At 67.8% G+C, this 12,311-nt stretch carries 13 protein-coding genes; 9 read left to right on the plus strand and 4 right to left on the minus strand.

From position 1 onward, the window contains the following. Positions 1-2: 2 nt before the first annotated feature. Both rpmD and rplO read left to right on the plus strand, forming a co-directional pair. Positions 3-224, plus strand: a complete 222-nt coding sequence (gene rpmD, locus VKG81_RS19260) for a 50S ribosomal protein L30 (RefSeq protein WP_324398333.1) — start codon at positions 3-5, stop codon at positions 222-224. Then, the gene (rplO, locus tag VKG81_RS19265; RefSeq protein ID WP_324398334.1) at positions 221-673 is read left to right on the plus strand and encodes a 50S ribosomal protein L15; all 453 of its coding nucleotides are present in this window, start codon (positions 221-223) and stop codon (positions 671-673) included. Before rpmD ends, rplO begins: the two co-directional genes overlap by 4 nt. A 3-nt stretch (positions 674-676) precedes the next feature. On the opposite strand, the gene VKG81_RS19270 is transcribed toward rplO, so the two are convergent. Beyond that, positions 677-1,603, minus strand: coding sequence for an LLM class flavin-dependent oxidoreductase (locus VKG81_RS19270; RefSeq protein ID WP_324398335.1), 927 nt, complete (start codon positions 1,601-1,603; stop codon positions 677-679). 53 nt (positions 1,604-1,656) lie between these two features. Between VKG81_RS19270 and sppA the strand changes: the two genes are divergently transcribed. Next, positions 1,657-3,435, plus strand: a complete 1,779-nt coding sequence (gene sppA, locus VKG81_RS19275; protein ID WP_324398336.1) for a signal peptide peptidase SppA — start codon at positions 1,657-1,659, stop codon at positions 3,433-3,435. 4 nt (positions 3,436-3,439) lie between these two features. Here sppA and VKG81_RS19280 read toward each other — a convergent pair whose 3' ends face one another. From VKG81_RS19280 to VKG81_RS19290, 3 genes are read right to left on the minus strand one after another with little or no spacing between them, the layout of a single operon-like run. Beyond that, the gene (locus VKG81_RS19280; RefSeq protein WP_324398337.1) at positions 3,440-4,339 is read right to left on the minus strand and encodes a class I SAM-dependent methyltransferase; all 900 of its coding nucleotides are present in this window, start codon (positions 4,337-4,339) and stop codon (positions 3,440-3,442) included. Between the two features lie 39 nt (positions 4,340-4,378). Next, complete coding sequence (locus tag VKG81_RS19285; protein WP_324398338.1) at positions 4,379-5,290, minus strand: class I SAM-dependent methyltransferase; 912 nt, start codon at positions 5,288-5,290, stop codon at positions 4,379-4,381. A gap of 10 nt (positions 5,291-5,300) precedes the next feature. Continuing rightward, on the minus strand, positions 5,301-6,218 hold the full coding sequence (locus tag VKG81_RS19290; protein ID WP_324398339.1) for a class I SAM-dependent methyltransferase: 918 nt from the start codon (positions 6,216-6,218) through the stop codon (positions 5,301-5,303). A gap of 294 nt (positions 6,219-6,512) precedes the next feature. Between VKG81_RS19290 and secY the strand changes: the two genes are divergently transcribed. The 6 genes from secY to VKG81_RS19320 all read left to right on the plus strand — a co-directional run. After that, on the plus strand, positions 6,513-7,838 hold the full coding sequence (gene secY / locus VKG81_RS19295; protein ID WP_324398340.1) for a preprotein translocase subunit SecY: 1,326 nt from the start codon (positions 6,513-6,515) through the stop codon (positions 7,836-7,838). Then, positions 7,835-8,380, plus strand: coding sequence for an adenylate kinase (locus tag VKG81_RS19300; protein ID WP_324398341.1), 546 nt, complete (start codon positions 7,835-7,837; stop codon positions 8,378-8,380). Before secY ends, VKG81_RS19300 begins: the two co-directional genes overlap by 4 nt. Before the next feature lies 1 nt (position 8,381). Then, positions 8,382-9,209: a type I methionyl aminopeptidase gene (map, locus tag VKG81_RS19305; protein ID WP_324398342.1), complete on the plus strand. Its 828-nt coding sequence runs from the start codon at positions 8,382-8,384 to the stop codon at positions 9,207-9,209. Between the two features lie 61 nt (positions 9,210-9,270). Then, entirely contained in the window at positions 9,271-9,816 is a 546-nt protein-coding gene (locus VKG81_RS19310) for a sigma-70 family RNA polymerase sigma factor (RefSeq protein ID WP_324398343.1), read from the plus strand. Further along, positions 9,813-10,598, plus strand: a complete 786-nt coding sequence (locus tag VKG81_RS19315) for a zf-HC2 domain-containing protein (RefSeq protein ID WP_324398344.1) — start codon at positions 9,813-9,815, stop codon at positions 10,596-10,598. The genes VKG81_RS19310 and VKG81_RS19315 overlap by 4 nt, the downstream gene beginning before the upstream one ends. Positions 10,599-10,781: 183 nt before the next feature. Then, positions 10,782-12,311: thiamine pyrophosphate-binding protein (locus tag VKG81_RS19320; RefSeq protein WP_324398345.1), on the plus strand; the 1,530-nt coding region annotated here is incomplete at its 3' end.

Raw genomic sequence — 12,311 nt, forward strand, 5'->3', positions numbered from 1 at the left:
CGATGGCGGAGTTGAAGATCACCCAAGTACGCAGCACGATCGGCGCGCGGTGGAAGCAGCGCGAGAGCCTGCGCACGCTGGGCCTGCGCCGGATCCGGCATTCCGTTGTCCGCGAGGACAGCCCGCAGGTTCGCGGGCTGATCGCGGCGGTGAACCACCTCGTCGAGGTCGAGCCGGTCAGTTCCGGCGGCCAGGCGCCGAAGGCGAAGGGCGGCAAGAAATGACGATCAAACTGCACGACCTGCGCCCGGCGCCCGGGTCGAAGACCAAACGCACCCGTGTGGGACGTGGTGAGGGTTCCAAGGGCAAGACCGCCGGCCGCGGCACCAAGGGCACCAAGGCGCGCAAGAGCGTGCCGGTGACCTTCGAGGGTGGCCAGATGCCGATCCACATGCGGCTGCCCAAGCTGAAGGGATTCCGCAACCGGTTCCGCACCGAGTACGCCGTCGTCAACGTCGGCGACATCAACCGGCTGTTCCCCGACGGCGGCGACGTCAGCGTCGACAGCCTGGTGGCCAAGGGTGCGGTCCGCAAGAACACTTTGGTGAAGGTGCTCGGGGACGGCAAGCTGACCGCCAAGGTCAACGTCACCGCCCACAAGTTCAGTGGCAGCGCACGCGAGAAGATCACCGCGGCAGGCGGTTCGGTCACGGAGCTTGCGCGAGGTAGCTGATCCTCACTGCAACTGCGGGATCACCTCGGCGGCAAGCCGTTCCATCTGCTCGCGGTCTTCGGCCACGTTCTCGCCGACCGGATTAAGCAGGACCGTGGCGGCGCCTGCGTCGATGACCTCACGAACTCCACGGACCAGGTCAGCAGGGGTGCCCGATAGCGGCACGTCCTCGATGCCGGGCATCTGGCCGTAGATCCGGTGCAGCCCCGCGAGCACGCGTTCGCGCGCGCGGGCGCGGTCGTCATCGACGATCAGGTACACGCGCTTGCCGATCGTGAACCCGGCGGGGTCTTTACCCTGGTCCTCCAGCGCACGGCGCAGCTTCTGGACCGCCTCGGCGAAACTCGCGCTGGTGGAAGAACCCGCGCCCATGAAGGCATCGCCGAGTCGTTCGGCCCTGGCCAGCGCCGCCGGGGCGCTGCCACCGAACCAGATCGGCGGATGCGGACGCTGTACCGGTTTCGGCTGGATCAGAAGGTTCTCGACATCACGGAATCGGCCATGGAACGTCACATCGGGCTCGTCGGACCAGGCCGCCTTCATCAGCTGAAGGCCTTCGGTGAAGCTCGCGATGAAGGTAGCCTTCTCCACCCCGAAGGCCCGGAACGGCCGGAAGCCGCCGCCCGGCGCCACGCCGAAGTCAAGCCGCCCGTGGCTGAGGCGGTCCACCGCAGTTGCGATCGAAGCGAGCTGCAGCGGGTCGTGCAACGACGAGATGATGACCGCGACCCCCAGACGTAGACGAGTGGTGCACGCCGCCGCCCAAGCCAGTAGCTCCATCGGCGCGATCAAGGGCGCCGGGCCGACGACTTGTTCAAGGACCCAGCCCCCGTCGAAGCCGAGCTGCTCGGCACGGGCCAGGTAGGAGCGCACGCCATCGCTGTCGAAGCCGTCCACGTCACGTTGCGGGATGGAAATCGAAAACCTCACCAGACCACGGTAGGCCGACGCAGGAGTCACCGGCCATCGGTAGGCTCGCAAGCATGTTCGCTTTCTCGCCCGGCATCCCGGGCTTCGACGACGTGCGTGCGCTGGTGCGCCGCGTCGACACCGCACGCCACCATGGCGTGCCGAACGGCTGCGTGCTCGAGCTCGACCTGTTGTCGGCCCCGCCGGAAACCGGCGGCTTCGACCCGTTCGCGATCATCTCGGGCGGCGGCCGGCACCTGATCCTGCGCGACGCCGTTGCCGCCATCCACCGTGCCGCCGACGACCCCCGGGTGGCGGGGCTGATCGCCCGGATTCAGATCCCGGCGGCGGCCGCCGGCCCGATACAGGAGTTGCGTGAGGCCATTGCCGCGTTCAGTGCGGTCAAGCCATCCCTGGCGTGGGCGGAGACGTACCCCGGCACGCTTTCCTACTACCTCGCGTCGGCGTTCGGTGAGGTGTGGATGCAGCCGTCGGGCACGGTCGGGCTGGTCGGCTTCGCAACGAACGCGTTGTTTCTGCGCGGCGCGCTCGACAAGGCAGGCGTCGAAGCGCAGTTCGTCGCCCGCGGCGAATACAAGTCCGCGGCAAACCTTTTCACTCAAGACAGCTATACCGACGCACACCGCGAGGCCGACACCCGGCTGCTGGAAAGCCTGCACGGTCAGGTGTGGCAGGCCGTCGCCGAGTCGCGTCACCTCGACGCGGCGTCGGTGGACGCGCTGGCCGACCGGGCGCCGCTGCTTCGCGACGACGCTGTCAGCGGAGGCCTCGTCGACCGGATCGGATTTCGCGACGAGGCATATGCGCGTATCGCTGAACTCGTCGGGGCTGAAGGTCATTCGCCAGAGAGCTACGAGCCGCCGCGGCTATACCTCGCCCGCTACGCCAGGGCCACCTCGTCCCGTCCCGGCGTTCCGACTCCGCGCCTGCCGGGCCGCAAAGCCAGGCCGACGATCGCGGTCGTCACGCTGGCCGGACCCATTGTCAGCGGGCGAGGCGGCCCCCAGCCGCTGCCGCTGGGCAGCACCAGCGCCGGCGGCGACACGATCGCCGCGGGACTGCGCGAAGCGGCTGCCGACGACGCCGTTGCCGCGGTGGTACTGCGCGTCGACAGCCCCGGGGGATCGGTCACCGGGTCGGAGACCATCTGGCGTGAGGTCGCCCGGACCCGCGACGACGGCACGCCGGTCGTCGTCTCGATGGGCGCGGTAGCGGCTTCCGGCGGCTACTACGTGTCGATGGGTGCGGACGCGATCGTCGCCAATCCGGGCACGATCACCGGCTCGATCGGCGTGGTGACCGGCAAGCTGGTGGCCCGGGGGCTCAAGGAGCGTCTCGGTGTCGGCTCGGATGCGTTGCGCACCAATGCAAACGCAGACGCATGGTCGACGAACGCACCTTTTACTCCCGAACAGCACGCGCAGGTCGAGGCCGAGGCGGACCTGTTCTACCAGGACTTCGTGCGGCGCGTCGCCGAAGGGCGGGGCATGTCCGTCGGAGATGTCGACGCGGTGGCGCGGGGACGGGTCTGGACGGGAGCCGACGCGCTCGAGCGCGGCCTGGTCGACGAGCTCGGGGGCCTGCGGGCCGCGATCACCCGCGCGAAGATTCTGGCGGGTCTGGACACAGACGAAGAGGTGCGCATCGTCAGCTACCCCGGATCGTCGCTGATGGAACTGCTACGGCCACGGCCCTCGTCCCAGCCCGCGGCGGCTTCGCTCCCCGAGGCGGTCGGCGCTCTCGTCGGCCGGTCAGTGGCTCACGCGCTCGACACCGCCACGGCGGCGTTGGACGGGTCGACCTCGCTGTTACTGGGCGACTATCGGTTCTGAGCGGCTACTTCAGCACCGCGCTGACATAGCTCAGGCCGGCGAACAAGGCGGTGGCTTCGTCGTCGGGGAACTCAAAGCCGTTGGCTGCGTAAGCCTCCTCCATCGTCTGCGTCGAGACGTCCCAACCGTGGGATGCCAGGTATTCGATGACGTGGCTGCGCTCGCCGTGGTAGACCAGGTCGGCCATCTCGATGTCGTGCCCGTAGCGCTTCAGACGTTCCGAAATGCGTTGCGACCGCTCGTCGGAGAAGACGGCAACGTCGGGCACGTGCTCGGTGGCCACCCGACTTCCCGGTGCGCTGAGTGCGGTGATGTTGTCGAACAATTTGTCCTGAGCCTGGGGCGGCAGGTAGATCAGCAGCCCCTCCGCGCTCCATGCGGTCGGCTGTGTTCGGTCAAAGCCGCTGTCCAGCAATGCCTTCGGCCAATCATCGCGCAAGTCGATCGCAACACTCCGACGCTCGGCGGTCGGCTCGGCGCCCAGACCGGCCAGCGTCTTGGTCTTGAACTCGATCACGTCGGGCTGGTCGATCTCGTAGACCACGGTTCCGGTCGGCCACGGCAGCCGATAGGCGCGCGCGTCCAGCCCCGAGGCCAGGATCACGGCCTGCCGCACGCCCGCCGCGGCGGCGTCGGTGAACAGCCGGTCGAAGAAACGGGTGCGAACGGCCATTCCCTCGGCTGCGCGGCGCATGTTGAATTCCGGATCCACGTCGGCGAGATCGACCTTCCCGTCGACCAGCCGGGTGAAGAAGTCGACGCCGACCGCGCGGACCAGCGGTTCCGCGAACGGATCGTCGATCAGCTTTTCGCGGGAAGCCAGCGCGCGTTGGGTGGCCACCATCGTCGCGGTCGCGCCCACGCTGGACGCCAAATCCCAAGTGTCGTTGTCGGTCCGGGCCATCTTGATCCTTTGCTTCTTGGTCGCGGCTTTCTGGTCGCGTTAATTCTTGGTGGCGTTCACGGCGATCGAGTTGCGCAACGGCGCGCCCAGCTCACCGTCGGGAAGCGGAAGGCCGGCGGCCGCGAACAGGTCGGCGCGGGTCTGCGCAGACACCTGCCATCCGTGGCCGGTCAGGTAATCCACGACATGGTTTCGCTCGCCGGTGTACCAGAGCTGCTGCAGGTCGACGTCGAACCCGTGCTCGCCCCACTTGCTGGTCATCGACGTCACGCGGGGACTGATCAGTGCGGTCGGGTCGGGGTGGTACTCGGTGGCGAGCCGGCTGCCCGGTGCGCTGAGTGCGGTGATGTTGTCGAACAGCCGGTCCTGAGCGTCGGGTGGCAGATACATCAGCAAGCCCTCGGCGCTCCAGGCGGTCGGGGCTGCCTCGTCGAATCCGCAGCGCCGCAGGGCAGCCGGCCAATCCTCGCGGAGGTCGACCGCCACGGTGCGGCGTTGCGCGGTCGGCTCCGCGCCCAGGCCGGCCAGCGTTCTGGTCTTGAACTCGATCACGTCGGGCATATCCACTTCGTAGACGGCGGTGCCGTCGGGCCAGTTCAGCCGATACGGACGCGAATCCAGCCCGGCGGCCAGGATCACTGCCTGCCGGATACCCGCCCCGCCGGCATCGGTGAAGAAGTCGTCGAAGAAGCGCGTGCGCACGGCCATCATGTGGACCAGCCGCTGGATGTTGAACTCGGCGTCATCGTCGATGTCGGACGCGGTGAGCTCGCCTTCGACCAGGCGGCAGAAAAACTCGATGCCGACCGCCTTGACCAGTGGCTCGGCGAACGGGTCGTGGATCAGCGGCTCGGGCTCCCTGGTCGCCAGCGCACGGGCGGCGGCGACCATCGTCGCCGTCGCGCCGACACTCGACGCCAAGTCCCAACTGTCGTCTTCGGTTCGCACCATCGTGTTCCCTTTATCTGAGTGTGGCGCTGATGTAGACGATGTCCCCGAACGGCAACGTGTCGTCGTCGAGCGGTTCCAGGCCGTATCTTTTCACCAGCTCTTTGCTGCTGGCGCCGACCGTCTCCCAGCCGTGGGTGCTGAGGTACGCCGCCGCCTCGTTGCGGTCGCCGAAGTACATCAGGCTCGTCATGTCCAAATCGAAGCCGTGGTCGCGCCACCGCGCCGAGATCCGTTGCATCCGCTCCCTGATCTCGTTCTCGTCGCGCTTGTTCATGTCGACCACTGTTTCGGTGGCGAACCGGCTGCCTTCGGCAGACAGCGCGGTGACATTGTCGAGCAACCGGTCCTGGGCCTCGGCTGGCAGATAGCCGAGGAGCCCCTCGGCGCTCCACGCGCTCGCCCGCTCGGGGTCGAACCCCGCCTCTCCGAGGGCCGTCGGCCAGTCGTGGCGCAGGTCGGTGGCGACGGTCCGGCGGTCCGCGGCCGGCTCGGCACCAAGACGAGCCAGCGTCCGGGTCTTGAATTCGATGACCTGCGGCTGGTCGATCTCGTAGACAGTGGTGCCTGCCGGCCAGGCGAGCCGATAGGCGCGTGCGTCAAGCCCGGACGCAAGGATCACCGCCTGACGAATCCCCGCCGCAGCCGCCTCGAGGAAGAAGTCGTCGAAAAACTTGGTCCTGAGCGCGATGTGGTCGCTCATCCGCGCCGCGCGCTTCGGGTCGTCGTGCACCGCCGCCGGATCCAGCTCGCCGCGTGCCAGGCGCGTCAACGCGTCGATGCCAACCGCCTCCACCAGTGGTTGGGCGTACGGATCGCTGATCAGCGGGTTCGGCTCGCGCGATGCCAGCGCGCGGGACGCGGCCACCATCGTCGCCGTGGCCCCCACACTGGAGGCGAGGTCCCAGCTGTCGTGGTCTGTACGCGTCATTGCGACCCTTTCACCCGCCGTGTTCATCCCGAGATCGGAACACTGCCTCACCCGATACTTAGTCGATGTAACGAGCCAACTCAGACTGTACGCCGCACACGTTGAGTCCCCCGCGAGCGAGCGGGCAGTTCCCCCGGCCCGCGGGGCACAGCTGTTACTCTCGTAGACTGTTCAACGCCTGACTTGCGCCGCGCGACCTGCGGCGGGTCGGCGCGACACGGACCAACCCGACGCTGGTTCAGACCAGCCGATTTGGCACGCCGCGGATGAGATCTCGGCTGCGCAGGAGGAAGAGTGCTCTCGGCTTTCATCTCATCGCTGCGGACAGCCGACCTGCGACGCAAGATCCTGTTCACGCTCGGGATCGTCATCCTGTACCGGGTCGGCGCCTCGCTGCCTTCTCCCGGCGTCAACTACGGCAACGTGCACAAGTGCATCGATCAGGTCAGCGGGGGGCAAGCGGGGCAGATCTACTCGCTGATCAACCTGTTCTCCGGTGGGGCGTTGCTGAAGCTCACGGTGTTCGCCGTGGGGGTCATGCCCTACATCACCGCCAGCATCATCGTGCAACTGCTGACCGTGGTGATCCCGCGATTCGAGCAGCTGCGCAAGGAAGGCCAGTCGGGTCAGGCCAAGATGACCCAGTACACCCGATACCTGGCCGTCGCGCTGGCCATCCTGCAGGCCACCAGCATCGTCGCCCTGGCGGCCAACGGTGGCCTGCTGCAGGGCTGCAACCTGGACATCATCGCCGACCAGTCGATCTTCACTCTTGTCGTCATCGTGCTGGTGATGACCGCCGGCGCGGCGCTGGTGATGTGGATGGGCGAACTCGTCACGGAGCGGGGCATCGGCAACGGCATGTCGCTGCTGATCTTCGCCGGTATCGCCGCCCGCATCCCCGGCGAGGGCAGGAACATCCTGGATACCCGCGGCCCCCTGGTATTCGCCGCGGTCTGCGTCGCGGCGCTGATCATCATCGTCGGCGTGGTCTTCGTCGAACAGGGTCAGCGACGCATCCCCGTTCAGTACGCCAAGCGGATGGTCGGGCGGCGCATGTACGGCGGCACGTCGACCTACCTGCCGCTGAAGGTGAACCAGGCAGGCGTCATCCCGGTCATCTTCGCGTCGTCGCTGATCTACATCCCGCACCTGATCACCCAGCTGGTGCGCAGCGGAAGCTCCACACCGGGCAACAGCTGGTGGGACAAGTTCGTCGGCAATTACCTGTCGGACCCGAGTAACTGGGTCTACATCGGGATCTATTTCGGACTGATCATCTTCTTCACCTACTTCTACGTGTCGATCACGTTCAACCCGGACGAACGTGCAGACGAGATGAAGAAGTTCGGCGGCTTCATCCCGGGTATCCGGCCCGGGAGGCCCACCGCCGACTACCTGCGGTATGTGCTGAACCGGATCACTCTTCCCGGCTCGATCTACCTCGGAGTGATCGCCGTGTTGCCTAATCTCTTCCTCGACATCGGCAATGCCGGCGGCGTCCAGAACTTGCCGTTCGGCGGCACAGCGGTTCTGATCATGATCGGGGTTGGTTTGGATACGGTCAAACAGATCGAAAGCCAGCTCATGCAGCGCAACTATGAAGGGTTCCTGAAGTGAGAGTTGTCTTGCTCGGCCCGCCTGGCGCCGGTAAGGGCACGCAGGCGGTGAAGCTCGCCGAGAAGCTCGGGATCCCGCAGATCTCCACCGGCGAGCTGTTCCGGCAGAACATCAAGGACAGCACGGCGCTGGGCCTCGAGGCCAAGCGGTACCTTGATGCCGGCGACCTGGTGCCGTCGGATCTGACCAACAAGCTGGTCGAGGACCGGATCGGCCAGCCCGACGCAGCCGACGGCTTCATCCTCGACGGCTACCCGCGTTCGGTCGACCAGGCCAAGGCGCTCCAGCGCATGCTCGAAGCCCGCAACACGACAATCGACGCGGTGCTGGAGTTCCAGGTGTGCGAGGAGGAGCTGCTCAAGCGGCTCAAGGACCGCGGGCGCGCCGACGACACCGACGATGTCATCCACAACCGGATGAACGTCTACCGCGACGAGACCGCGCCGCTGCTGGAGTATTACAGCAACGTACTCAAGCCGGTCGACGCCGTCGGAAGCCAGGACGAAGTCTTCGCGCGCGCCGTCGCGGCCCTGGGCCGCTAGCGTGATCATCCTGCCGGGGCTGCGAAATCGCAAAGTGGTCGCGCAGCGCAGCGCCGGTGAACTGGACGCGATGGCGGCCGCCGGAGCGCTGGTGGCTGTCACGCTCCACGCGGTGCGCCAGGCGGCCGCGCCCGGCGTGTCGACTCTGACCCTCGATGAGATCGCCGAATCGGTGATCCGCGAGGGCGGGGGAATCCCGTCGTTTCTGGGCTACCACGGCTATCCGGCGACGATCTGCTCGTCGGTCAACGACCGGGTGGTGCACGGCATCCCGTCGGCATCCGAAATCCTGGCGCCGGGCGACCTGGTGTCGATTGACTGCGGCGCGATCGTCGACGGCTGGCACGGCGACTCCGCGATCACGTTCGGCGTCGGCGCGTTGATACCGATGGACGAGGCGCTCTCGCAGGTGACCAGGGAAGCGATGGAGGCCGGGATTGCCGCGATGCGGCCCGGCAACCGGCTCACCGACGTCTCGCACGCGATCGAACAGGCCACGCGCGGCGCCGAGCGGCGATACGGCCGCGCATTCGGCATCGTCGAAGGCTACGGCGGTCACGGGATCGGCAGGCAGATGCACATGGACCCGTTCCTGCCAAATGAGGGCCCTCCCGGGCATGGCCCCTTCCTGGCGCCGGGCTCGGTCCTGGCAATCGAGCCGATGCTCACCCTCGGCTCCACAAAGACCGTCGTCCTCGACGACCGGTGGACTGTGGCTACTGCTGATGGGTCTCGCGCGGCACACTGGGAGCACAGTGTTGCGGTGACGGAGGACGAACCGCGTATCCTGACGTTGCTCGCCAGTCCCCACGGCCGCACTGCCCAATGAATCGGACGGGCCCTGTGAACTAACTGAGTGGTCAACCCGTATCACCACCGGGAGGTCGGTGATGAAGAATCCGGTACCGAGCATCGGCGATCAGGCAGCGCAGGAGGCTGAACTCATGCGCGTGCTCTACGACGAGCATGCCGCGGCGCTGTGGCGGTACGCCCTACGGCTGACGGGCGATCAGGCACGCGCCGAGGACGTAGTTCAGGAGACGCTCCTGCGCGCCTGGCAGCACCCGGAGGTCGCCGACGACAGCGAGCGCTCGGCACGGGCATGGCTGTTCACCGTCGCCCGCAACATGATCATCGACGAACGCCGCGGCGCGCGCTTCCGCAATGAGGTCGGGACCCTCGACGGGTACGGCACCCCGGAGCGGTCCGGCCCGGACGAAGTCGACTCCGCGCTCGACCGGCTGCTGATCGGCGATGCGATCGCGCAATTGTCTGGCGAGCATCGGGCGGTGATCCGCCGCTCCTACTATCTGGGCTGGTCAACCGCCCAGATCGCGGCGGATCTCGACATCGCCGAAGGCACCGTCAAGTCCAGGCTTCACTACGCAGTTCGCGCACTGCGACTCACACTGCAAGAGATGGGGGTGACGCGATGACCCAGTTCGGTGGATCCGCCGCGCCATTCCGAGGGGGGTTGTCATCCGTGGGAGACCACGACGAGTACGCGCTCTGGGATGCCGCCTATGTGCTGGGCTCCCTGTCGGGCGTGGAGCGGCGCGAGTACGAAGCGCACCTGAACTCGTGTCCATCGTGCCGCGAGGCGGTGGCAGAACTCAGCGGGATGCCCGCGTTGCTGTCTCAGATCAGCCGCGACGATGTCGCCGCGATCGACGAGGGTGCGCACGCCCCGAGTGCGACGCCGCCGCTGCGGCCTCAGCTGCTGACGTCGCTGCTGGCGAAGGTCAGCCATCGGCGGCGCCGGTCTCGGCTGATGACGTGGACGGTGGCCGCCGCCGCGGCCATGGTCCTGGTAGTCGGCGCCTTCGTCGCCCTGCGGTCCAACCCCGCGATGCCGACGCCCGCGCCGCCGGCTCAGGCGCAGTCGACGGCGCTGCCGATGACGCGCGTGACGCCGAACGGGCTGAACTCGAGCGTGAGCCTCAGTAGCCACGGATGGGGCACCCGCATCGACATGACGTGCACCTACGGCGTCTGGCCCGAGAGCGCCGGCCATGAAGACGACGACGCCGCCGGCGACAAGCTGGCCATGGTGGTGATCGGCCGCGACGGCAGCCGCGCTCAGTTGGCGACCTGGGTCGCTTTGACCGGAGTCACCGCAACACCGGGCGGCAGCACTTCAATGCCGATCGACCAGATTGCGGCGGTGCAGGTCGTGTCCGCCGACAACGGAGAGGTGCTGCTGCAGCGCAGCCTCTGACACGCGTCGTTTGGTTTCTGCACTGCCCAGCGCCGACACGACGGGTAAGCACGGCGTCGAAATTAATTGATGCCCAAGCCATTTCGATGACCTTCCGGTGGGCGACGGGCGCCACACCTGATGCCGGTGAACCGAAGTAACACGCCGGTCGTGTCACTTGCAGCGGAAGGGGCAGGTGAGCAAATGACGAGACAGCACCGGGTGGTCGATCACATCGTCGAGCATCTTGCCGCTATCGGGGTGGGGCATGTGTTCGGGGTGGATGGGGCCAACATCGAGGATCTCTACGATGCGGCGCATTTTCACGGTGGGGTGGCCGCGGTGCTGGCCAAGCATGAGTTTTCGGCGGCGGCGATGGCTGATGGGTATAGCCGCAGCGGGGCGGGTTTGGGTGTGGTGGCGGCGACCTCGGGCGGGGGTTGTTTGAATCTGGTTCCGGGGTTGGGGGAGTCGCTGGCCAGCCGGGTGCCGGTGCTGGCGCTGGTCGGGCAGGCGCCGACGATGCTGGACGGGCGGGGCAGCTTTCAGGACACCAGCGGGTGTAACGGGTCGCTGGACGGGGAGGCGTTGTTTTCGGCGGTGTCGCGGTATTGCGAGCGGGTGACGACGCCGGGGGGGATTGTGGCGGCGCTGCCGCGGGCGATCGCGGCGGCGCGCAGCGGGGGGCCGGCGGTGTTGTTGTTGCCCAAGGATGTGCAGCAGGGCCGGGTCGGTGTCAACGGGGGCGGGGTGGACCGGCCGCGGCGGCAGTTGGGGGATCCCTATCCGGTCGCGCAGGCGCTGCGCCGGGCGGTGGGGCCGGTCACGATCATCGCCGGTGAGCAGGTGGCCCGTGACGATGCGCGCGCCGAGTTGGAGGCGGTGCGGGCGGTGTTGCGGGCGCGGGTGGCCACGGTGCCCGACGCCAAGGATGTTGCCGGGATCCCGGGGTTGGGGTCGTCGTCGGCGTTGGGGGTGAGCGGGGTGATGGGTCATCCGGGGGTGGCTGAGGCGATCCGGGGCAGCGCGGTGTGTCTGGTGGTGGGCACCCGGTTGTCGGTGACCGCGCGCGCCGGGCTGGATGAGGCGCTGGCCGGTGTGCGGGTGGTGTCGATCGGGTCGGCGGCGCCGTATCTGGCGTGCACGCATGTGCACACCGAGGATCTGCGCGGCTCGTTGATGTTGTTGGTGTTGGCGCTGTCGGGGGCGGGCCGGCCGATCGGGGTGCGGGTGCCTGATCGGGTGCCGCGTGGCGAGCTGGTCCCGCCGGCGTGCGACGGGCCGGGGGTGCGCTACCGGGACGCGATGGCGGCGCTGGATCAGGCGCTGCCCGACGGGGTGGACATCGTGGTCGATGCCGGCAACACCGGGGCGGCGGCGATTCATCATCTGCCGGTGCGCCGCGGCGGCCGGTTCGTGGTGGCGCTGGGCATGGGCGGGATGGGCTATAGCTTCGGCGCGGGGCTGGGCCTGGCGTTCGCCCGGGGCCGGCGCACCGTGGTGATCGCCGGGGACGGCGCGTTTTACATGCACGGCATGGAGGTGCACACCGCGCTGCAGTATCGGCTGCCGGTGACGTTCGTGGTGTTCGACAACCACGCCCACGCCATGTGTGTGACCCGCGAGCAGCTGTTCTACGACGACCTCTACAGCTACAACCGGTTTGGCCCCAGCCGGCTGGGGGCGGGGCTGGCCGCGATGTTCCCCGGGCTGCCCGCCGCCGACGTGACCGAC

The sequence above is a fragment of the Mycobacterium sp. genome (assembly GCF_035314905.1).
In the GTDB taxonomy this organism is placed as follows: domain Bacteria; phylum Actinomycetota; class Actinomycetes; order Mycobacteriales; family Mycobacteriaceae; genus Mycobacterium.

Excerpts from the sequence above, each read along its gene's own strand:
- rpmD (WP_324398333.1), top strand. The coding sequence starts at position 3 with ATGGCGGAGTTGAAGATCACCCAAGTACGCAGCACGATCGGCGCGCGG.
- rplO (WP_324398334.1), top strand. The coding sequence starts at position 221 with ATGACGATCAAACTGCACGACCTGCGCCCGGCGCCCGGGTCGAAGACC.
- sppA (WP_324398336.1), top strand. The coding sequence starts at position 1,657 with ATGTTCGCTTTCTCGCCCGGCATCCCGGGCTTCGACGACGTGCGTGCG.
- VKG81_RS19280 (WP_324398337.1), bottom strand. The coding sequence starts at position 4,339 with ATGGCCCGGACCGACAACGACACTTGGGATTTGGCGTCCAGCGTGGGC.
- VKG81_RS19285 (WP_324398338.1), bottom strand. The coding sequence starts at position 5,290 with ATGGTGCGAACCGAAGACGACAGTTGGGACTTGGCGTCGAGTGTCGGC.
- VKG81_RS19290 (WP_324398339.1), bottom strand. The coding sequence starts at position 6,218 with ATGACGCGTACAGACCACGACAGCTGGGACCTCGCCTCCAGTGTGGGG.
- VKG81_RS19310 (WP_324398343.1), top strand. The coding sequence starts at position 9,271 with ATGAAGAATCCGGTACCGAGCATCGGCGATCAGGCAGCGCAGGAGGCT.
- VKG81_RS19315 (WP_324398344.1), top strand. The coding sequence starts at position 9,813 with ATGACCCAGTTCGGTGGATCCGCCGCGCCATTCCGAGGGGGGTTGTCA.